Source organism: Microbulbifer sp. VAAF005 (assembly GCF_030012985.1).
Classification (GTDB): domain Bacteria; phylum Pseudomonadota; class Gammaproteobacteria; order Pseudomonadales; family Cellvibrionaceae; genus Microbulbifer.
On the sequence record NZ_CP120233.1, the window covers coordinates 4288259 to 4307665 of the forward strand.

Here is a 19407-nt window from a genome sequence, read left to right on the forward strand (position 1 = left end):
CTACTTGGCGACAATATTAACCAGTTTGCCAGGAACGACGATTACTTTGCGCACCGTAGCTTCACCGATAAATTTCTGAACGTTCTCATCGGCGAGGGCGAGTTTTTCCAGGCTCTCTTTGTCTGCGTCAGCAGGAGCATCCAGTTTTGCCCGTACCTTGCCATTGACCTGGACGACCAAAGTAATCGAGGTGCGCACCAGTGCTTTTTCATCTGCCACTGGCCAAGGAGAATCGATTAGGGCACTGGTATTCCCCAGAACCTGCCACAGTTGGTGACAGATATGAGGAGTAACCGGAGCCAACAGCAAGACGGCGGTCTGTAGGGCTTCTCTCTCAACAGCCAGTCCTTGATCACTGCTGCGATCTGCCAGCTTGCCGACTTCATTGAGCAATTCCATTACTGCTGCGATAGCGGTATTAAAGGTCTGGCGGCGGCCATAGTCATCCCCCACTTTTTGGATGGTCTCGTGGGTTTTGCGGCGCAGCTGCTGTTGCTTGTCATTGAGGGACTGCTGGTCGATCTGTGCTTCACTGGAGCCCGCTGCAATATGGGCGTGAACGGTCTTCCAGAGTTTGCGCAGGAAGCGGCTGGCACCTTCCACACCGGCATCGTGCCACTCCAGAGTCTGCTCCGGAGGGGCGGCAAACATGGTGAACAGGCGAACGGTATCGGCACCGTACTCCTCAACCGCAGCGTGAGGGTCTATGCCATTGTTCTTGGACTTGGACATCTTTACCACGCCGCCGGCAATAATCTCTTCGCCGGTGGCTCGCTCAATCGCTTTGGTCGGCTTGCCCTTGTCATCGCGCTCGACGTCCACATCGGCGGGGTTGATCCAGGTCTTGTGGCCGTGTTCTTCCTTGTAGAAGGATTCAGCTAACACCATGCCCTGACACAGGAGCTTCTTGAAGGGTTCATCGCTATTGACCAGGCCCTCATCCCGCATCAGCTTGTGGAAGAAGCGCGCGTAGAGAAGGTGCAAGATGGCATGTTCAATACCGCCGACATACTGGTCCACTGGCAGCCAGTAGTTGGCGCGGTCCGGGTCCAGCATGCCCTCTTCAAAATCGGGACAGGTATAACGGGCGTAGTACCAGCTGGACTCCATAAAGGTGTCGAAGGTATCGGTTTCACGTTCTACGGGAGTGCCGTTGAGTTCGTCTTTACGCCATTCGGGGTCGGCTTTAATAGGTGATTGAACGCCGTCGAGCTCGACATCTTCCGGCAACAGGATCGGCAGCTTGTCTGCGGGTACTGGTATTTCTCCGCCGTCGGCCAGGTTGAACATGGGGATGGGCGCACCCCAGTAGCGCTGGCGGGAGACACCCCAGTCGCGCAGGCGATAGTTGGTCTTAACCCGACCCTTACCTGCAGCAATCAGCGCTTCGGAGATCGCAGTAAAGGCGCCATCAAAATCCAGGCCGTCAAAACTGCCGGAATTCACCAGTTTGCCTTTCTCGGTATAGGCCTCTTGTTCCAGGTCGATAGACTCGCCGTCGGCAGCCTCGATAACCTGGATAACAGGCAGCTGGTATTTTTGTGCAAACTCCCAATCGCGCTGGTCGTGTGCCGGTACTGCCATCACCGCGCCTGAGCCGTAATCCATCAGGACATAGTTGGCCACCCATACGGAGACTTCTTCACCACTGATGGGGTGAATCGCCTTGAGCCCGGTATCCATGCCTTTCTTGTCCATCGTGGCCATATCGGCTTCAGATAGGGACTGCTTTTTGCACTCGGCGATAAAAGTTTTGAGTTCGGGGTTGGACTCGGCAAGCTCCAGAGCGATGGGGTGCTCGGCGGCGAGGGAGACATAGGTAACGCCCATTAGTGTATCCGGACGGGTGGTATACACATCGAAGTGGTCCATGCCCGCAATAGGCTTGGGCAGGGCAAAGCTCAACTCTACACCCCGGCTCTTGCCGATCCAGTTGCGCTGCATGGTGCGCACCTGCTCGGGCCACTCGGGCAGTTTGTCCAGGTCTTCGAGCAGCTCTTCCGCATAATCGGTGATCTTGATAAACCACTGGGCCAGCTCGCGACGCTCAACGGTGGTACCACAGCGCCAGCAGGCGCCATCTTCGACTTGCTCATTGGCCAGTACGGTCTGGTCGTGGGGGCACCAGTTCACTGCAGAGTTTTTCTTGTAGACCAGGCCTTTTTCGTAGAGGCGGGTGAAGAACCACTGCTCCCAGCGATAGTAGGAGGGTTGGCAAGTGGCCAGTTCGCGGGACCAGTCAAAGCCAAAACCCAGGGCCTTGAGCTGGCCTTTCATGTACTCGATATTGGCATAGGTCCATTTGGCTGGAGCGGTCTTGTTCTGGATGGCCGCATTCTCTGCCGGCAGACCGAAAGCATCCCAGCCCATCGGGTGCAACACGTTTTTGCCCTGCATGCGCTGATAGCGAGTAATTACATCGGTAATGGTGTAATTGCGCACATGTCCCATGTGTAGCTTGCCGCTGGGGTAGGGGAACATGGATAGGCAGTAGAACTTTTCCCTGCCGGCGTCTTCCTTTACTTCAAAGCTCTTCTCGGCCTCCCAGAATTCCTGGGCGGAAGCTTCGACTGCGGAGGGGTTGTACTGCTCTTCCATCGATTCGGGACCTATACTCTGTGATCAAAATTTGCGGGAAACTGTTCAGTGTTTATTGGGGGATGTGAACGCTTGTCAATCGGTAAAGATTGATCGCGATCAAGTTTCGCTCCCAGTGCATCTTTTACGATGCGTAAACGCGGGATTATAGGAGGGATACCGTGACGAAGGAACCAAAGTTGCCGCCGAAGGACGATCTGATTAATGAGTTTCGCGAAGACTTTGAAGATTTGGTCGAAGGTGAGCTGGCTGTTGAGAATCTCACCGCCAATAAGATGGCATTTTTGCGCGCTTGGCTGAAAGATGACCTGCATCGTGCTGCTGACTATATCCGGGGACTAGGTGGGGAATTGAAGACCCTGGAGGAGCGCAGCGGTGATTGGCTGCTGGATGCGGCGGACCCCACAGAAACCGCCTGGCCAAACTTAATGCGATGCATTAAAGAGGGCAAGCCCTGGGCTTTGGCCGGCGAGTTTGTAGGGCCGGATGAGGAGTTGCAGTGTTTGGGCTGTGGATACCGAGCTATGCCGCCGGCAAATACCCAGATCACTCCCTGCCACCGGTGTGGTTATGGATGCTTTCGCCAGATTGAGGGTGGTCTCGAGTATTGAATGGGCTCTATACGGCGGCGGCCACGCTTCTGATGCCTCCAGCAGCCCCATTGTTGGGGCTGCTGGTTGCATTCCTTTTGCGATTCTCTTCATCCGGGTCCCTGCTTGAAAGATGTTCTCTACCCTTGGCTGTGATTTCCTTTTGTGTGCTTTGGTTAGGGGCGACCCCGGCATTCTCATCCTGGCTTGGAGATCGATTGGGCAAGGTACCTTATCAACCCCATATAAGGCCTGAGGCCGTTGTGATCCTTGGTGCAGGGCGATACCGCGACAGGTATTCGAATAGGGAGAGACTCTCTGCAGCGAGTCTCGAAAGAGTTGCCGGTGCTGTCGAGCAAGCACCAGAAGACTTACCGATTCTGGTATCTGGCGGTCGGGTTCACAGCGGAGAGCGGCTGGCAGAGTCTGATTTAATGGCTGCGTTGTTGGAGGAGGAGTTTTCCACTCCGGTCACTTGGCGTGAAGATTGCAGTCGTACTACTGCAGAGAATGCAGTAAATAGTGCTGATATTTTGCACAGTGCTAATGTGAGGTCGGTTTTTTTGGCCACTCACTGGTGGCATATGCCTCGCGCAGCGGAAATTTTTTCCCGCGCTGGCTTAGAGGTACAACCCCTGCCGGTTGGAAGTGCCGGAGAATTGATGCCTCGCGCTCAAACAGGTGTGGGGCGCTGGCTGCCCAATGCTGTCTCCCTGCTAAGGACCCAGGTCTATTGGCGGGAAATACTGGCACGGATCTGGTATCGGTGGAGTTCGCTACCGTCCATCAGAAAATGTTGAGGATGGATAAGGAACTTTTTGATAAATGTAATCTCAGAGGCCTACAGGATTTGAGGGATCAGGCGTCGAGCCCAAATGTTTGAGAGCTCTTGATTGCTGGTTGTACCGGGCTTAGGATGACTGGCGCCACAGGACATACCCATTGATTACCTTTTTATATGGAGTAGCGGCTGTGGATAAGAAACATAACAATAATCGAGATAACCTTATGATGAAGGGCATCCCACTTTCTTTCTCTCCGATACAGTTGCATAACCGGTTAAACCGGGCTGTTTGGATTGGCTTCAAGCGGGTTGAGCAGGATGGCCGCACGCTGGTTTTTCTGTGTGCCGGTGGCGATAGCAGCGCCCAGCTCAGTAAAAATTTTGAGACCTTTGCCGGGCAGATAGTTCGGGAGTTCGGTTTTGCTCCCGCCGAAGTGGAGTTTATCGAGCTGCGTTCAAAAGCCGAGGAGTCCCACTGGTATCGCTGGCATGCCCAGTGGGTGGGGTCTGCGCCAATGGAGTGCCATGGTGACCTGGTGACCAGTGAATCTAGCCGACGCTACTTAGCCCAGGCACTCGAAAGCGATATGGCCGCCGCTTAAATTCATTTGTTCAGGCGCTGGCTTTAGTGGCAGCGCCGTCACCCTTGAGCAGGTCTGAGAGGGCTTGCTCCAGAGTTGGAAATTGGAAGGTATAGCCGGTTTCCAGTGCTGTACAGGGCTCGACCCTATCACTGGCTAGCAGTAATTCATCAGCCATCTCTCCAAAAGCTATCTTTAAAGCCCAGGCCGGTGAGCGTAAAAACGCCGGGCGATGCAGCTCTTTGGCCAGGATCCTGGCAAAGCTGTTGTTGGTTACAGGTTCTGGTGCACTTCCGTTAAATGGACGGCAAAGTTGATTGTCGATGGCGTGTAATATCAGCCCGACTTCGTCTTCTTCGTGAATCCAGCTCATCCAGTGCTCGCCCGAGCCCATGGGGCCGCCAAGCCCGAGCCGAAATGGTGGCAGCATTTGGGGAAGGGCGCCACCGCGCATGGAGAGAACGATAGCTGTGCGGATAATGCCTACCTTAACGCCAGAGTGCTGCAGCGGGAGCGTGGCGGCCTCCCAGTCCCGACACAGCTGTGCGGCAAAGCCCCCTCCTGGAGCACTGTCTTCTTTCAGTAACTCCCCTCCGCGATTGCCGTAATAGCCGATTGCGGAGCCGGACAAGAAGTAGGATGGCTTGTCTCTTTGGCCCAGGGTCCAGCGAACCAGCTTCTCTGTTGTGTCCAGGCGTGAACTGCGAATCTCAGTGCGATATTTTTCTGTCCAGCGGCGGGAGATGGGGGCCCCGGCAAGGTTCACAATAACATCTACGGGCTGGTTTACCTCTGCGGGATCGCGGCAGGCGTTGGCTGATTCGCCACATAAGTTTCGAACCCTGTCCGGATGTCGGCTTAATACCGTAATAGTATTGCCTCGCTCCAGCCAGCGCCGACAAAAGAGTCTGCCTATAAGCCCGGTGCCACCGCTAATCAAGCAATGCATGGGGAATCACCTTGCCTTATATTCGCTAGAAAATTGAATGGAGCATAGCAGTGATATTCAGTGGCGGTAGCTTACCGATGGCCACCCCGGCAGGGAGTGGCCACAGGGCTTGTTTTAATCGGGTAGCTCGCCACTGAGAGGGGAGTTGGATTGGGGTTCCACCCTACGGCGTAAAAACAGGGCCAGGGCCAGCATTGGGAGCGCCAAGGCAAATACCAATGAGATGCCGGCTAGCATAAACGGAGTGGCGCCACTCATCGCTCTGATATCCCCGGTCATATTCGCGCGCTCGAATTGGGGGAGTTTTTTAATAACGTTCCCCTTGGGGTCCACAATTGCCGTCACACCAGTATTTGTCCCTCTCACCAGGTAGCGACCAGTTTCCAAAGCGCGCATCTGCGCCATTTGCATATGTTGTAAGGGGCCAATAGAGGTCCCGAACCATGCATCATTGCTAATGGTCAGCAAAACCTGGGAAGACAGTGCTGAGTCGGCAACCAGCCTGGGATAGACAATCTCATAGCAGATAAGCGGCGCCCAGCTTGCACCAGCAGCATTGAGTGGTGATTGTTCGTCCGGGCCTGAGCGGATAAAGGAAGTGGGGAGATTAAAAAACTCGATAGTGCCCCGAATAAAATCCTCCAGAGGTACATACTCACCAAAGGGGACCAGGTGGCGCTTGTGATACACGCTGGGGCTCTGGCCAAAAACAGCGGCGGAGTTGTGAATACTCCGCCCCTCCTGTGCCGAACCCCGGGTGTCATAGAGAATACCGGTGATCAAATCGATGTTGGTAGTCTCAGCATTGCGTTGCAGCGCCTGCATAAGGTTGGGGGCTTGCCCGTAGAGCATGGGCAGGGCGGCTTCGGGCCAGATAATAACGTCTACACCCTGATCGCTAAGGGCGCGAGTACCCTCCTGGTAGCGACTGATAGTTTCCCCGCGAAACTCTGGCAACCACTTCTTTTCCTGAGGAATATTAGCCTGCACCAGCCCAACGCTGATAAGAGGACCTTTTGCGGAGGTCCACTCCACTTGGGAGATGGCAGCTCCTATTGGCCAGGGGGCCAGTGCCGCAGTGAGTAGAATGATATGGCTGTGTCGCTTGAGCGGGGATAGGCGGCCACTGACAACCAGGGCCAGCACTGCGCCGGTAAATGCCAATAGCAGGCCTATGCCGTAGACACTCAAAATCGGCGCCCAGCCCGCTAGCCAGGTTTCTGTATGGCCATAGCCGGCGAAGAGCCAGGGGAAACCGGTAAAGGCCCAGCTGCGCAGCCATTCACTGATAAACCACAATGCGGCAAAAGCCAGGGCGAAGCTGAATTTATTATCTGTGAAGCGGCCCAGAATGTAGAAGGGCGCAGCTAACAGCAGCGCCATAATAGCGACAAAGCTTCCGGTGAGGGCCAGTCCTAATGGCACCGATGAGTTGCCAAAATTTGTAATCGAAACGTAGACCCAGGAAGCCCCGCAGGCGAAGAGGCCCAATCCATAGCAGAGGGCGAGCCAGAAGCTTTTGCGGCCCGGTAGCACCTGCCCTTTGGCTGCAGAGAGCAGAATCCAGGCGAATAGTGTGAGGGACAGCAGGCCACATACCCAATAGTTAAATGGGGCAAATGAAAGTGTCATCAACCCGCCAGCTACAACGCTGGCGAGAGGAGAAAATAATCTGCGCATAAAGTTGTTGTCAGGATACCCAATTCGCTCAGGGTATCAGTGTGTTAAGGCTTGCAGTAATGGGCGGTACTCAGCTGTCTTCTTCTGGCGGTTTGCGCATATGGGCAACCCGCAAAAGGTGTATCTGACGGCTGTCTGCATAGAGTACCCGGAACATAAAGTCACCCAGTCGGGTGACTTCGTCACGGCCCGGCAAATGGCCGAATGATTGCATAATAAGACCGCCGACAGTGTCGAATTCTTCATCACTAAAGGCGCTCTCGAAAAATTCATTGAACTCTTCAATGGGAGTCAAAGCTTTAACGATAAAATCGTTTTCCCCAACTTTACGGATATAACTATCCGCTTCTTCCTCGTCGGTCTCGTCTTCGATTTCACCGACAATTTCCTCGAGGATATCTTCAATAGTCACAACACCGGATACACCGCCGTACTCGTCTATCACGACCGCCATATGGTAGCGGTTCTCACGGAACTCGCGCAGCAGGATATTGAGGCGCTTGCTCTCGGGAATAATATTGGCTGGGCGGATCAGGTCTTCGAGCTGAAATCCGTCGAAACCTTTCAACAGGAGAGGGAGCAGGTCTTTGGCGAGCAATATCCCGCGTATATCATCGACACTTTCGCCGACGACAGGGAATCGGGAGTGCCCCGAATCAATAATTTTGGGGAGGAACTCTTCCGGCTTATCGTGGAGGCCTACCACAACCATTTGCGAGCGTGGAATCATAATCTCGCGGACTTGCTGGCTGGAAACGTCCAGTGCGCCTTCGATAATAGAGAGCGCTTCAGCATCTACCAGCTGATTTTCAGCGGCGTCCTTAATGATGTCCAATAATTCGTCGCGAGACTTGGGTTCAGCTGAAAAGGCGCTGAACAGCTTTTCCAGCCAACTTTTTTCACTCGCGCGGGATTTGCTCGCTGAGTGACTACTTGGGGGCTCGTCTGTGGTCATGGAAGTGGCCATGCTCCGGGGTTCTCTCGTTTGTAGATAAAATTCAGTAGCAGTTTGCCATTACTTCGGTGGTACAGCGGCTATCATCCCACTTCATCCTGTGGGGCGTAGGGGTCTGCAATGCCGAGGTTGGCGAGCAACTTCGTTTCCAGGCTTTCCATAACCTGAGCGTCTGCATCTTCGATATGGTCATAACCTAGAAGGTGCAGTGTGCCATGGACCACCATATGTGCCCAGTGCGCCGATAGTGATTTGCTCTGTTGCTCCGCTTCCAGTTCAACTACTGGGGCACAGATCACAAGATCTCCAAGCATCGGGAGATCCAGCTCCGCAGGGAAATCGGTAGGGAAGGATAAAACGTTAGTGGGTTTATCCTTGCCCCGATACTGGTGATTAAGTTCCTGGCTCTCACTTTCGTCCACGATTCGCACCGACAGTTCCGCTTCGTTGCGGTGGCCGGTCAAAGCCTTGGATACCCAGTTGCTGATAGCCTCATCGGAAGGGACGTCGTGGCAGCGGCTGACCCGCTGCACATCGAGTGTTAAATCAGTCATAACTCAGGTGCGGACTCTAAGCGGCATTCTCATCGGCTTTATTGGAAATTCGATCTGCCGAGGCCATTTCCAGCTCAGCTTCATGAATATCGTAGGCCTCCACAATGCGCTGCACGAGGGGGTGGCGAACCACATCCTTGGCTCCAAAGTGGGTAAAGCTGATTCCATTAACCCGTCCCAGTACTCCAACAGCATGGCGCAAACCGGAAGCTTGGCCACGGGGCAGGTCGACCTGGCTGGGGTCACCGGTAATTACGGCGGTTGAGCCAAAGCCAATCCGCGTGAGGAACATTTTCATCTGCTCGCGGGTGGTATTTTGACTCTCATCGAGAATAACAAAGGCGTTGTTCAGGGTGCGCCCGCGCATATAGGCAAGGGGAGCCACTTCGATAACGTTGCGCTCGATCAGCTTGCCAACAGTTTCAAAACCGAGCATTTCGTAGAGGGCGTCGTAGAGTGGGCGGAGGTAAGGGTCTACCTTTTGGCTCAAGTCACCGGGCAGAAAGCCCAATTTCTCGCCGGCTTCAACGGCGGGGCGGACCAGGAGGATTCGCTCAACTTCATCCTTGAGCAGAGACTCCACAGCACAGGCTACCGCCAGGTAGGTTTTACCGGTACCGGCGGGTCCGATACCGAAATTGATATCATTGGTCTGCACAGCGCGAACGTATTTACGCTGATTGAGCCCTCTGGGGCGTACCGAGCACTTCTTAGTGCGAATCAGTACTACTTGGTCAGCTTCGCTGGAGTCACCGCTACCATCTTGGCCGGTGAGTTCTTCAACTCCCGCTTGCTGCAGAGCCAGGTGAATCTCATCTGGAGTGAGATAGTCCTTGGTACCGGTTTCCTTGTAGAGCCTACTGAGTAGTTCGCCAGCGGCACGCGCCGATTTGGCATCGCCAAAAAATGAAAACTGGTTGCCGCGATTTCGAATTTCGATATCCAGGCGCTGTTCTATTTGGCGTAGGTGTTGGTCGAACTGACCGCAGAGATTGGCGAGACGGCGTGCGTCGTTGGGCTCGAGAGTGATGCTGTGAGCGAGGGTTTGTGTTTCCAAATTGGTTTCCGGCACCTTTAATCCAGGGGTTATATTGCTAGGGTATACCCATTTTCCCTAAAGGGGAAAGAGGTGATTCCTACAAATAGGTTCTAACTTTACCTAATTTTAATTACGGGGCGTAATTTGGGGGGCAAGTTGAGCCTAATTTGGCGGCAGGATGTGCTTTCGAAGTACATCTTGCCGCTATTTGAGGTAATCACAAAGTCTTAGAACAGGTCTTCTTCCAGCTCAGATGTGACTAAAGTACCGCGCAGGGAGTTTGGCAGGGCCTCTTCAATCACAACATCGGCAAATTTGCCGATCAGGGCGAGATCGTCCGCACGGAAGTTGACTACCCGGTTGTTCTCGGTGCGGCCTTGTAACTGTCCGGGGTCCTTTTTGGAAACACCGGTTACCAGTACACGCTCGGTGTTGCCAACCATGCGGCGTGCAATAGCTGCCGCCTGCTGGTTAATCCGCGCCTGCAGCAGCTGTAGGCGCTGCTTTTTCACTTCTTCCGGCGTGTCATCGGCCAAGTCGGCAGCCGGAGTGCCCGGGCGAGGGGAATATATAAAGCTGAAGGAGATATCGAAGCCCACGTCCTGGATCAGGTTCATGGTCGCTTCAAAGTCCCTGTCAGTTTCGCCGGGGAAGCCGATAATAAAGTCTGAAGACAGGCAGATATCCGGGCGAATTTTCTTCAGGCGGCGGATCTTGGATTTGTACTCCAGGGCGGTGTGGCCGCGTTTCATTGCCATCAGAATGCGGTCGGAGCCACTCTGTACGGGCAGATGAAGGTGACTAACTAGTTCCGGTACCTGTCCGTAGACATCGATCAGCGCATCGGAGAACTCTACCGGGTGAGAGGTGGTATAGCGGATACGGTCGATGCCATCGATCGCTGCCACATAAGTGATCAGCTCGGCGAAATCCACTTCGTGGCCATCTTCTCCCGTAGCGCGGTAGGCGTTTACGTTTTGCCCAAGCAGGTTCACCTCGCGGACACCCTGGTCTGCCAGGTGGGCGATCTCTTCGAGTACATCGGTCACAGGGCGGCTGACTTCTTCGCCACGGGTGTAGGGAACCACGCAGAAAGTACAGTACTTGGAGCAGCCTTCCATAATAGAGACAAATGCGGTGGCGCCGTCGGCCTCTGGCTGGGGCAGGCGATCAAACTTCTCGATCTCCGGGAAGCTCACATCGACGATAACTGCGCCGCTTTTTTGCTCTTTGGTCTCCATCATCTCCGGCAGGCGATGCAGGGTCTGGGGACCAAAGATCAAGTCTACGTGGGGCGCGCGTTTGGCAATCGCCTCGCCTTCCTGACTGGCTACACAGCCGCCAACACCAATCACCAGGTCGGGATTTTTTTCCTTCAGGTGCTTCCAACGGCCCAGCTGGTGGAACAGCTTTTCCTGGGCTTTCTCGCGGATAGAACAGGTGTTGACCAATAGTACATCCGCCTCGTCGGGATCGTCGGTAGGTACCATGTCGTGGGACTCGCCGAGTAGATCGCGCATCCTCGCGGAATCGTACTCATTCATTTGGCAGCCGTGGGTCTTAATATATAGCTTTTTCACCGATGTTTCGGACATATCGCGCCTGGTTAAAAACTGGTCAACAATTAGGGTGGGGCATTATAGCGATACGACCCGGCACTGCATAGATGGCTATATTAGCTGTTGCGAACCTGTGCTATTCTTGCGCGCCTTTTCGGGCTTTGCCCGTTCTTTGATCAATTTGAGCTTCGGGGTCATCCCCATCCTGAGAGACTTATGGCCAACCCGATTTATAAAGTTATTTTCCATAATCAAAACCAAGTGTATGAACTCTACGCTCGGGCTATCTATCAGAGTGATATGTACGGGTTTATTGAGGTGGAGGAATTTGTGTTTGGGGAAAAAGCCCAGCTTGTGGTAGATCCTAGTGAAGAAAAGCTGAAAGCAGAATTTGCTTCAGTAACTCGCTCTTACCTCCCAATGCATAGCATCGTGCGCATTGACGAAGTGGAAAAAGAAGGTACCGGCAAGATTGTGGAAGTAAAGGGTGACAAAGTTGCCAAATTTCCCTTCCCCCTCCGGTTCGTCACCCTCAGGACACAGAATAAAGCTCCTCCCGCACACTCTACAGCGGGATTCAGTATCTTGCGAACAAATCAGCAAACCGCCCAATGCGTACTAGGTTCCTGAACTGGTCAACCCATTCCTTCTTGTCTCCCATCCCAGCCCAACTCAGGCAGTCGCGGGCCTTTGTGTGCAACTGGCCCGGACTTAGAGGTTTAGCGGGTGACCCCACCAGCGAACTGACTGTCACTTCGACGGTCCGGCCATCGGTAAACTCGGCCTCGACGACGACGGGCGCTGTAACCGATGCCGGGCTGGTCTGGGAACGTTTTATTTTATACAGGCTTGCCTGTACCAGCGGTTCTGCAACGGCCTCATCCGTGAAATCGCGAAGCGATACTTTTCCGTTCTGAAGCAACCGCAACGCTGGATAAGACATGCTGAAGCGGGCTTCACTGGCCTTTGTGGGGGCGTCAAAACGCAGATTTTGAAACTGCGGATTTGGCAGGTATGCGGTTAGCGATTTGAGGTTCCTCAGGCGCAGGCCATGATCCCGACGAAGCATTTCAACACCATCAAGGGAAAAATGTGCCGAAGCGCAGCACGGAAATCGCTTGGTGAACAGGCCATCTTCTACAATGGCCCAACGCTCGCCAATGTCATCAAGCATCCGATGTTCCGCGCCGGGAACGGGATTTCCCTGATACAGGTCGCGAAACCCCCATTGCCCGGTTACAAATGCACTTTGGCCGTCAAGTCCAGACTGAGCCATGAATGCTGCCAGCACCGCATTATGAGCGCCGAAACCGGCATGGGTTGGCTTGGCCTTTGTTCCAAATTGCAGCCGCGTTCCCGAAGCAAGGCTAAAGCCAAGGCTCATCGCGTTGTTGATTTGCCGGGCATCAAGCCCCATCAGCATCGCACAGGCACCGGCTGTTCCAATTGTACCAACGGTCGAAGTCGCGTGCCAGCCACTGGCATAGTGGTTCGGGTTAACAGCCGCCCCAATGCGTGCATGTAGTTCCAGACCCACAATGTAGGCATTTAGAATATCCTGGCCCGAAACCGGCATAATCTGGCCCAGCGCAAACAGGGCAGGTGCGAGGATTGCCGAAGCGTGTGTCATGCCAGGAAGGAAATTGTCGTCAAATTCAAGCGCATGGGCCGCTGTGCCATTGACCAATGCGGCGCTGGCCGGGGGCAGTTTCATGTCAGTGCCAATGACCTTGCAGCTACCTGTTCCGTGTGTCTTTTGCGCGCCTTCAAAAACAATACGCACAGTCTCATCGGCGCTACCTGCGATCATGCAGATCAGACCGTCGAACAAGGCGTCGTTTGCCCGGTCCACTGCGACGTCCGATGGGGCAACAGGCCGCGATGCAGCCCATTGGGACAGTTTGAACTCTGCACTGTCCTGCCCGTTAGTCATGGCCAAGTTCTTCCAGCGCAACATTTACCCAATACGCGACACCGTGAGGGATTGCCCGGTCATCAAAATCGTAAAGCGGGGTGTGGAGGAAATGATGGTCGTCGCTGTCGCCATTGCCCATGCAAATGTACGCGCCAGGCACCATTTCAAGAAAGAAAGCAAAATCTTCGGACCCGCTCAGCGGTGTCATCTCGGTGTCCACTGTGGCATCAGAGGACGTTTGTCGCGCAGCTTTTACTGCGACATCCACTTCGCGTTTGTGATTTACCATTGGAGGATAGCGGCGCGTATAAATCAATTCTGCTTCGCAGCGATGTGCCTGTGCGCAAGAGTGTGCCAGTTCACCGATCCGGTTTTCCAACATGTCGCGTGCTTCGGGCGTGTAGCTACGTGCCGTACCGCGGATGACAACCTTGGAAGGAATGATATTTGGCGCGCCCCAGTCGCCTGCTGAAACATGACCGATACTGACAACTGCGGAATCTGTAGGTGCCAGATTGCGGGCCACGATTGTTGATACGGAAGACAGGAATCCGGCCAAAGCCATGGTAGGGTCGGTGCCCTTCTGAGGCATAGCGCCATGGCCACCGGTACCGGACAGAATGACTTCCCAGGTGTCGGCTGCTGCCATCATCGGCCCTTCGCAGATCTCGAAATTGCCGATTTTGATCCCCGGCATGTTGTGCATTCCATAAACCGCATCACAAGGAAAGCGGTCGAACAACCCGTCCTCGATCATCACCTTTGCACCGCCGTGCCCTTCTTCGGCAGGTTGAAAAATGAACTGAACGGTGCCAGAGAAATCGGGGTTTTGAGATAGGTATTCTGCCGCTCCAAGAAGCATTGCCGCATGCCCGTCATGACCGCAAGCGTGCATTTTACCCGGCACGGTCGCTTGATATGGCAACCCGGTTTTTTCTTCGATGAACAACGCATCCATGTCGGCGCGGAGACCGACAGTTCGATTGCCATTTCGCTTGCCTTTCAGAGTGCCGACCACACCCGTTTTGCCAAGCCCGCGATCAACTTCGATCCCCAGTTCGGCAAGCCTGGTCGCTACAACCTCAGAGGTGCGCACTTCTTCGAACGCAATTTCCGGGTGCCGGTGGAGGTCCTGGCGAATGCGGATGGCGGTTTCAACTAGGTTGCCGTAGTTCAGGATGTCAGCGCGATCAACGGTCGCCATTGTTGTTTTCCTCTTGGAGAGATTGCGCACTGGCCTGCGACAGGATCGTCAAGCCCCGCGCGATGCCGTCCAGAAAGACGGCCAAGACAAAGATTGGCACGGAATAGTCACCGGTGGCGCGCATGCGGCAGAGTTCGTTTTGTTGTTTTTCAGATAGCTTGGGTTGCTTGCCGCGCAGCTTGCCCTCGGCGCGGGCGATGGCCATGCCCTCGCGGGTGCGCATGCGAATGAGATCGGACTCGGATTCAGCAAATGTAGCGAGGATGTTGAAGAACATTTTGCCCATGGGATCGGCGGGATCATATACCGAAACGCCGAGTGCCAGCGGCACGCCTTTGGCTTCGAGTTGATCGGCGATAGCACGAGCATCTAGAACTGATCTGGCCAGGCGGTCGAGCTTTGGTACAACAAATGTGTCCCCCTCTCGCATTGCTGCTATCGCTTGATCGAGGCCCGGGCGTACCCGGTTCGTGCCGGTCAGGCCGTGGTCAGCATAAATGCAATCCTCGGTCACACCGAGGTCAACAAGCGTCTGACGCTGCGCTGTCAGGTCCTGTTCGTCGGTGGAGCAGCAGGCATATCCGATGAGCGTGTTTTTCATGGACGCACTGTACGTAAACGGCCCCCATAGCAATTATCATCGTACCATCTATTATATGAGACATTCTTTGTGCCGGTTTTGCAGGGGATACGAACTGGCGGAATTTTGTCCGCTGACCGATCCCCTTACGGACACTCATTCTTTGACATTCCAGAAAGGTTGCTATGCCCCGACTTATGTGGCCGGGTTACAACCCGGTTTTTTGACACCTAACTCATCTTTACACCTTTTTTTCCTCTGCAATATAAGCTTCAATAAAAATCCTCCTGACTGTCATCAAATCGCTGCAAAGTGGTTGCGCTGACGATCAACGCCGTTCTGTATTTAGTTGATCTCAATTTGCTAGCAAGAGAGCAAATACGGATTTATCGATTTTTCTCAAGTTAGCTCAAGCGACGACCTATATTTTTGCCGCGTATCTGCCCTGATTTTTATGGGCTGATAACTGGTACAGACTGGAACTTTGCTATGAGCAATCGCTATCGCGCACTGTGGATTTCCGATGTCCATTTGGGCAGCCGAGACAGTGAGCCCCATCGACTTGCAGATTTTCTGGCTCAGAATCGTGCCGATACGGTCTATCTGGTTGGGGATATTTTTGATATGCAGGCACTCGCTCAAGGACGAGGTACATGGTGCCAGGCCTCTTCGCTGCTACTGGAAATGCTTTCCGAATTAAGTAGCCTGACGCCTGAAGTCATTTATATTCCTGGAAATCACGACGCGCCAATGCGCAGCTGGGCCGGAAAGCGGCTCGGCAATATCCGAATTGAAAAAGACTATATCCACACTGCCTCCAATGGGCGCCGCTTTTGGGTAACTCACGGCGACCAGTTTGAACACCGAATTAAAATAAATCCAATCAGTTACCACATCGGCGATCGCAGTTATTACCTGATGCTGCGCTTTAATCGCTGGATCAATTATTGGCGCAATCGATTTAACAAGCCCTGGTGGTCGCTGGCCAGCCAGATAAAAAATCGTGTGGGTGCCGCTCGACAAATGATGAGTGATTTTGAGGATGTCGCTACTCGTGAAGCGATATCGCGGGGATTTGATGGCGTTATTTGTGGTCATATCCATAGGCCTGCCCTTAGAAATAAAACAGTGTGTGGGGATGCTGTGACCTATGCGAATTGTGGTGATTGGGTCGACTCTATGAGTGCGGTTGTAGAACAACAAGACGGCAGTTTGGACCTTTTACGTTGGTATCGGGCTCCAAAAATTGCCAGCATAATGACAGAGGTGGTTGCGGCATGATTCATCTTGAGAGCCTTTTGCAGAAAAATTCCTGGTATAGTGCAGGTCCGCAAAAACCCACGCGAAAACTGGTTTCAGCCACAGTTAAAAAAATCTGCTGTGAAGAGCAGCTGCAGGAATTTACCAGTAGCTATCCCCACCTTGGGGGGTGGATTTTATTCGCCAAATTTTTGATGACCTTAATTTTCGCTACGAATTAAATCCGTCGGAATTAGCTCGTGTCCCTACGAACGGGCCGCTGGTAATTGTTTCCAATCACCCATTGGGGAGCTTGGATGGGTTAGCACTTATCGACATGGTGGCGCGAGTACGTCGGGACGTACGCGCTGTGGCGAGCCAATTATTATGGAATATAAAACCTCTGCGTTCCTGCTTGTTACCTGTAGATAATTTTAATGGACATACCCGCCGAGCGGATATTGAAGGTATATATAACCACTTAGGTGAAGGGGGGCGATTATTATTTTTCCGGCGGGCGAGGTATCCAGGCTAACCCCCAGGGCGTTCGCGATGGTCGTTGGAACCCGGGTTTTGTTCGCTTTGCGGAAAAAACTAACGCGCCGATATTGCCAGTACAGGTGCAGGGTAGAAATTCCTGGTGGTTCTATGGCCTCTCCATGTTGAATAAACCTCTCTCAACTTTATGGTTGATCAGGGAGATGTTTAAACAAGCTAGCCGTAGTATCGATATTCGTATAGGACGGCCACTGGAAACTGAACATTTTCACAGTTGGCCTCTTACTCCTCGTGCTAAAGCCGCCCTGTGGCGTAAACATGTTTATCAATTGCATCGTTCCCCCGTTCCTTTGGGGCCAGAATTAATTGTCGAGGCAGAACCAGAAGAGGAAGTGGCGCGGGTGGTGGAGTCCTGTGTGTCACTGTCTGAATCGGATAATTTTTCTGTGCGTTTATATCGGCAGAAAGCGGATTGCCCTGTTATGCGAGAATTGGCCAGAGTAAGAGAAATTGCATTTCGCGCAGTGGGAGAGGGGACTGGGCAGAGCCGGGATTGGGATGCGTTCGATGCTCATTACGACCACCTGTTGTTGTGGGATACTGAAAATCGTCAGATTGCTGGGGCCTACCGCATAGCGGCAACTGAGACGCTCTCAGCGGATGAAGTTTACAGCAGTACATTATTTAATTATCCGCAGCCCCCTCGTCAGTGCTTGCCAGAGTCCGCTGAGCTGGGGCGTAGTTTTCTGTTGCCGGACTATTGGAGGGGAAGGGGGCTAGATCTACTTTGGAGTGCTATTGGGCAGTGGGTTTTGCGTAATAAAGTACGTTACCTGTTTGGCCCGGTATCAATGCCAGGTACGTTCTCAGTGAGAGCTAAGTCCGCCATTGTGCGCTATTTTTCCCATTATTTTGCTCCTGAAAACTCCTTGGGGGATGCTCGACTGCCATTCCCGGAAGCACAATCTGAGTTGCCTGAACTACTTGGAAATTCGGTGTCAGATATGCGTCAGTTGAAGCAGGTTTTGCGCGAGGAGGGCGTCATGCTGCCTCCCTTATTTAAAAAGTATGCTTCTGTTACCAAACCAGGCGGAACCAGTTTCCACGCATTTAATATTGACCCGGATTTTTGCGATGCTGTGGATGGGCTGGTCGTTGTTGATTTATCCAAAGTAGATGAGAAGTTTGCTAGGCGCTATTTAGGTGCCTGATTGTGAAGATATCACTAATTAAAAAGGCAGCTTTAAGCTGCCTTTTTAATGATTCAGGAAATTTTCCTGGGCATTTGGATTTGTTAAATCTTGCCAAGCTTTTTACGCAAGCTCACCAGTTTGACACAGAGAACAAAAATAGACATTGCCGTATCCAGCTCTTCCAGTGGTGGGAAGCTGGGCGCAATTCGAATATTGCTGTCCTCAGGGTCCTTACCATAAGGGAAGGTCGCGCCGGCAGGTGTTAATTTTACCCCAGCATCCGCAGCCATTTTTACCACTGCTTTTGCACAACCTGGAAGAGTATTAAAGGAAACAAAATAGCCCCCAGCGGGCTTTTCCCAACTGCCCATATTTGCATCGGCTAGGGCATTGTGTAAGTGCTCCAGAACACACTCAAACTTCGGGCGAAGAATATCTGCATGCTTACGCATATGTTCTGTCAAACTGGTATATTCAGTGAAAAATCGCGAATGTCGCAGTTGATTGACTTTGTCGGGCCCGATAGTCATTGCCTGCATTTGTGCCTTGAGGGAGTCCAGGTTTGCCTGGCTGGCACTAACGAATGCAACCCCTGCACCAGCGTGAGAGACCTTTGAAGTTGAGGCAAACTGTAATACGGAGTCTGCGGTATCATTTTCCAGGGTCGCAGTACGAATATTCGGCAGGTTCACGTAGCTGCCAAAGTCATGCACTGAGTAGGCATTGTCCCAGAATATTCGGAAACCGGCGCCGGCAATTTGCCCCAACTGCGCCAATCTTTCTATAGTCTCCTTGCTGTAAGTGACTCCTGTCGGATTTGAAAACTTGGGGACGCACCAGATACCAACAATTTCTTCATCTTGGCGCACGAGCTTTTCAATAAGCTCCATGTCGGGGCCATGCTCTCCCATGGGCACATTTATCATTTCGATGCCCAGTTGCTCACAAATAGTAAAGTGGCGGTCATAGCCGGGAACAGGGCAGAGGAATTTGGGAGCTTTCAGTTTGCGCCAAGGAGTGTTGCCTGCAAAGCCAAAAAGGTAACCAGTGACAACGGCGTGATACATCAGCGTGAGAGAGCTGTTTCCCCCAGCGATAACCTCATTGACGGGTACCTGAAGCATTTCAGCTCCAAGCTCTCTTGCGCAAGTCAGGCCGATTAAGCCACCGTAGTTGCGAGTGTCTGTACCATCGGCTGCCCGATAATCACCGGAAAGAATGCCATCAAGTTTATCAGAAAGTTTTAATTGCTCCGCCGAGGGTTTTCCACGTGTGATATCCAGGCTTAACTCATGTTGGCAGATTTTGTCGTAGTGGCCGCTTAATTCCTGTTCCCACTCAATCAGCTGTTCCTGTGTGGCGGACTCAATATGCACTTGGATTCCCCTGGCTGGTAACTTGAGTTGGCGAGCTTATCAGTCTAGAGGCGGTTTCGTCAGCAGGAAATCGCAAATGGAAATTAGTTTCTATTGAATCTAAGTGTCAGCAA

General features: G+C 53.0%; 17 protein-coding genes and 1 pseudogene. 7 read left to right on the forward strand and 11 right to left on the reverse strand.

The annotated features are described in order from the left end of the window. A complete protein-coding gene (gene leuS, locus P0078_RS19215; protein WP_282931507.1) occupies positions 1-2598 on the reverse strand; it encodes a leucine--tRNA ligase in 2598 nt (865 codons plus the stop codon). Positions 2599-2759: 161 nt separating this feature from the next. Between leuS and P0078_RS19220 the strand changes: the two genes are divergently transcribed. The 3 genes from P0078_RS19220 (at position 2760) to P0078_RS19230 (ending at position 4574) form a co-directional block, all read left to right on the forward strand. Further along, a complete protein-coding gene (locus P0078_RS19220) occupies positions 2760-3209 on the forward strand; it encodes a zinc ribbon-containing protein (RefSeq protein ID WP_108734284.1) in 450 nt (149 codons plus the stop codon). A 197-nt stretch (positions 3210-3406) separates the two neighbouring features. Next, positions 3407-3988: a YdcF family protein gene (locus P0078_RS19225; RefSeq protein ID WP_282931508.1), complete on the forward strand. Its 582-nt coding sequence runs from the start codon at positions 3407-3409 to the stop codon at positions 3986-3988. 172 nt (positions 3989-4160) lie between these two features. Beyond that, complete coding sequence (locus tag P0078_RS19230) at positions 4161-4574, forward strand: hypothetical protein (RefSeq protein ID WP_282931509.1); 414 nt, start codon at positions 4161-4163, stop codon at positions 4572-4574. A gap of 10 nt (positions 4575-4584) precedes the next feature. On the opposite strand, the gene P0078_RS19235 is transcribed toward P0078_RS19230, so the two are convergent. The 6 genes from P0078_RS19235 to miaB all read right to left on the reverse strand — a co-directional run bounded on the left by P0078_RS19235 (position 4585) and on the right by miaB (position 11325). After that, complete coding sequence (locus tag P0078_RS19235; protein WP_282931510.1) at positions 4585-5502, reverse strand: TIGR01777 family oxidoreductase; 918 nt, start codon at positions 5500-5502, stop codon at positions 4585-4587. 114 nt (positions 5503-5616) lie between these two features. Continuing rightward, positions 5617-7182: an apolipoprotein N-acyltransferase gene (gene lnt / locus P0078_RS19240; protein WP_282931511.1), complete on the reverse strand. Its 1566-nt coding sequence runs from the start codon at positions 7180-7182 to the stop codon at positions 5617-5619. A gap of 70 nt (positions 7183-7252) precedes the next feature. Further along, positions 7253-8149: a CorC family transporter gene (locus P0078_RS19245; protein ID WP_413663108.1), complete on the reverse strand. Its 897-nt coding sequence runs from the start codon at positions 8147-8149 to the stop codon at positions 7253-7255. Between the two features lie 71 nt (positions 8150-8220). After that, a complete protein-coding gene (ybeY, locus tag P0078_RS19250; RefSeq protein ID WP_282931512.1) occupies positions 8221-8691 on the reverse strand; it encodes an rRNA maturation RNase YbeY in 471 nt (156 codons plus the stop codon). A 16-nt stretch (positions 8692-8707) separates the two neighbouring features. Beyond that, complete coding sequence (locus tag P0078_RS19255) at positions 8708-9763, reverse strand: PhoH family protein (RefSeq protein WP_413663106.1); 1056 nt, start codon at positions 9761-9763, stop codon at positions 8708-8710. A gap of 194 nt (positions 9764-9957) precedes the next feature. Then, entirely contained in the window at positions 9958-11325 is a 1368-nt protein-coding gene (miaB, locus tag P0078_RS19260; protein WP_282931513.1) for a tRNA (N6-isopentenyl adenosine(37)-C2)-methylthiotransferase MiaB, read from the reverse strand. Between the two features lie 192 nt (positions 11326-11517). Here miaB and P0078_RS19265 point away from each other — a divergent pair. Then, positions 11518-11805 (forward strand): annotated as a pseudogene (locus P0078_RS19265) (DUF1820 family protein); the annotation flags it as partial. Between the two features lie 61 nt (positions 11806-11866). Here the strand turns inward: P0078_RS19265 and P0078_RS19270 are convergent. Genes P0078_RS19270 through P0078_RS19280 form a run of 3 tightly spaced genes read right to left on the reverse strand, consistent with a single transcriptional unit; the run spans position 11867 to position 15009 of the window. Beyond that, positions 11867-13222: an MmgE/PrpD family protein gene (locus P0078_RS19270; RefSeq protein WP_282931514.1), complete on the reverse strand. Its 1356-nt coding sequence runs from the start codon at positions 13220-13222 to the stop codon at positions 11867-11869. Further along, positions 13215-14408, reverse strand: coding sequence for a M20 aminoacylase family protein (locus P0078_RS19275; RefSeq protein ID WP_282931515.1), 1194 nt, complete (start codon positions 14406-14408; stop codon positions 13215-13217). Before P0078_RS19275 ends, P0078_RS19270 begins: the two co-directional genes overlap by 8 nt. Next, positions 14395-15009: a recombinase family protein gene (locus tag P0078_RS19280; RefSeq protein ID WP_282931516.1), complete on the reverse strand. Its 615-nt coding sequence runs from the start codon at positions 15007-15009 to the stop codon at positions 14395-14397. Before P0078_RS19280 ends, P0078_RS19275 begins: the two co-directional genes overlap by 14 nt. Before the next feature lie 468 nt (positions 15010-15477). On the opposite strand from P0078_RS19280, the gene P0078_RS19285 reads away from it, so the two are divergent. The 3 genes from P0078_RS19285 (at position 15478) to P0078_RS19295 (ending at position 17936) form a co-directional block, all read left to right on the forward strand. After that, entirely contained in the window at positions 15478-16269 is a 792-nt protein-coding gene (locus P0078_RS19285; protein WP_282931517.1) for a UDP-2,3-diacylglucosamine diphosphatase, read from the forward strand. A gap of 148 nt (positions 16270-16417) precedes the next feature. Beyond that, positions 16418-16762 (forward strand): lysophospholipid acyltransferase family protein, encoded by a 345-nt coding sequence (locus P0078_RS19290; RefSeq protein ID WP_282931518.1) that lies wholly within the window; start codon positions 16418-16420, stop codon positions 16760-16762. Further along, a complete protein-coding gene (locus tag P0078_RS19295; protein WP_282931519.1) occupies positions 16713-17936 on the forward strand; it encodes a bifunctional lysophospholipid acyltransferase family protein/GNAT family N-acetyltransferase in 1224 nt (407 codons plus the stop codon). The genes P0078_RS19290 and P0078_RS19295 overlap by 50 nt, the downstream gene beginning before the upstream one ends. Before the next feature lie 83 nt (positions 17937-18019). Here the strand turns inward: P0078_RS19295 and P0078_RS19300 are convergent, their stop codons facing one another. After that, on the reverse strand, positions 18020-19294 hold the full coding sequence (locus tag P0078_RS19300) for an aspartate aminotransferase type Ic (protein WP_282931520.1): 1275 nt from the start codon (positions 19292-19294) through the stop codon (positions 18020-18022). Positions 19295-19407 lie beyond the last annotated feature (113 nt).